Below are 1887 nucleotides of genomic sequence, written 5' to 3'. Positions count from 1 at the left end.
GCGGCATACTGTTCAATCTCACCTTTGGTTTGGTAATATTCATTTGGTTTTAAGCCTGTGTGATAAGAAACAATTGGTTCTCTGTAATTTTTAAGTTGTTGGAGCTGCAAAAAACTGCTCCAGTTTTTTTGCCAACTAATGTCTTGGTCAATATAGTAGGGGAGAAATAAAAATGCTGGCGGTGGAGTTATCAATTCATTTTGTTGGTTTGGCATTTTGATTTTGAAATCGAAAAGCTTTGCCAAGAATGGTGCTAACTCATTTGTTACTCCTTCAAAAACATTTATCAATTCCTCGTTGCTATTAAAGACTGCAAAGAATTTTCCGTCTTTAAGAATTGAATATTTGGTGTTGTCAATTTTGAACCGAACAAACGAAATCGGGTTAACTTGTTTCCATGTGGGATGGTCTTTTGTGCTCGCTCCGAAGGTTTTGTAAATGCTTTTTATTAAACATGATTTACCCATCCCGTTTCCCCCGTATATCAGAGTTCTTTTTGGGTTGAACTTCACCTTCTTTGCTTTTTTCTCTGTCGTTGACAGCAGCATTATTTCGGATAAAACGAACTTTTTCATTTTGTTTTGTTCTAATGTTTCGTATTAACTTTTTGAAATTCCCTAAGTCGTTACTCATAGATTTCTGATAAAATTATTGCTTTAATAAAAGAAACATTATAGCTTAAAAGTATTGACTTAGCATCATTGAACGCATTATAAATGCTTTCAATGCTTTCCTGCAAATTGAAAGATGTAAGTGTGCCATTACCTTCTTGTTCTTTTGTTATTGCCTCAATGTTGTCGATTATCTTAAACAAGAAATCGTTGTTGGGATTCATCTTTTCCAATTCCAATTTGCTCCATGCTTGTTTGAGATTTTTAATCTCTTGAAACTTCATTCCATTACTGGTTAAAATCGGCTCAATACGGATCCAAATTTCATCGTAATCTTTGTTGATACCCGTGGCATAAATGATTTTTTCAAACTGGCTTTTGCCAATTGCTTTGTTTGCAAGTAGGTCGTGGTATGCAATTATTTCTGTATTATAGTTAGTTCTTCGTCTGACTTCATCAAACAACATTCTGTAAACGGAAGGAATATTAAATTTACCTCCCGGTTTAAGAAATTCCAGAAAGTCAGCAATCTTTCCTTGTGTATGAGTTTTGCTACCATCAAGACTTAAATCAAGAACTTTTAAAAATGTGATATCTTCATAAATCGGGTCGCTAGTTAGTTTGTGTTCCGATTTTATTTTTGCTGTAAGAGTTGCTTTGTCCGTGTCCGAAAGCTCTACAATACAAATTTCATTCTTGGCTTTTGAAGTTGATTTGTCGGCTAAACCCACACTAAACCTCGCGTTTGAAACAAAGTTTAGCGAAGTTACCTCCAAATCAAATTTTGATTTGCAATCGTAAAGTTTTCCAATAATTGATAAAAGTGAACTGCCATCTTTGGCAGTTTTACTATCAATCAATTGTTTTAATGTCCAGTTGTCCGACTTTTTCCCCTTGATTTGATAGAACGAAACTTTCGTAGGGTCGTTTTCCGAATCCATTATGATTAAGTCTTCATGCCAGTCAAAGATTACAACATAGTCCTTTGATGTTTGGTGGGATTCAATCAATTTGCAAATACTCCAATCCTTCTGAAAGTCGAAGCGACTAGCAGAAGTGGAACCAGATTTTTCTCTTGGTTTGGTATTTACTATTCTATCTTTTAATGTCATTACCTACATCATATTTATTGCCCTGAAGACAAGAACGTAAATGATTGTATTTAAAAAGTCTTGATTTCATTTTAATTTTCGATTCCATTTCGTTATTTCTACGAGGTGTTCATTTTTTTAATACTATTTATATTGTGATGTCGTCATACGGTTTCGGGTAAATC

General features: G+C 34.1%; 3 protein-coding genes. All 3 read right to left on the bottom strand.

From position 1 onward, the window contains the following. Positions 1 to 467: hypothetical protein (locus WBJ10_RS12390; RefSeq protein WP_424290742.1), on the bottom strand; the 467-nt coding region annotated here is incomplete at its 3' end. Next, positions 460 to 633 carry a hypothetical protein gene (locus tag WBJ10_RS12385; RefSeq protein WP_424290740.1) on the bottom strand — a complete coding sequence of 58 codons (174 nt, stop codon included), beginning with the start codon at positions 631 to 633 and terminating at the stop codon, positions 460 to 462. The genes WBJ10_RS12385 and WBJ10_RS12390, both read right to left, overlap by 8 nt. Continuing rightward, a complete protein-coding gene (locus tag WBJ10_RS12380; protein ID WP_424290738.1) occupies positions 626 to 1723 on the bottom strand; it encodes a DUF4297 domain-containing protein in 1098 nt (365 codons plus the stop codon). The genes WBJ10_RS12385 and WBJ10_RS12380 overlap by 8 nt, the downstream gene beginning before the upstream one ends. Positions 1724 to 1887: the final 164 nt, after the last annotated feature.

The sequence above is a fragment of the Daejeonella sp. genome (genome assembly GCF_049655485.1).
In the GTDB taxonomy this organism is placed as follows: Bacteria; Bacteroidota; Bacteroidia; order Sphingobacteriales; family Sphingobacteriaceae; genus Daejeonella.
This window is presented reverse-complemented; position numbering and strand designations above follow the sequence as displayed.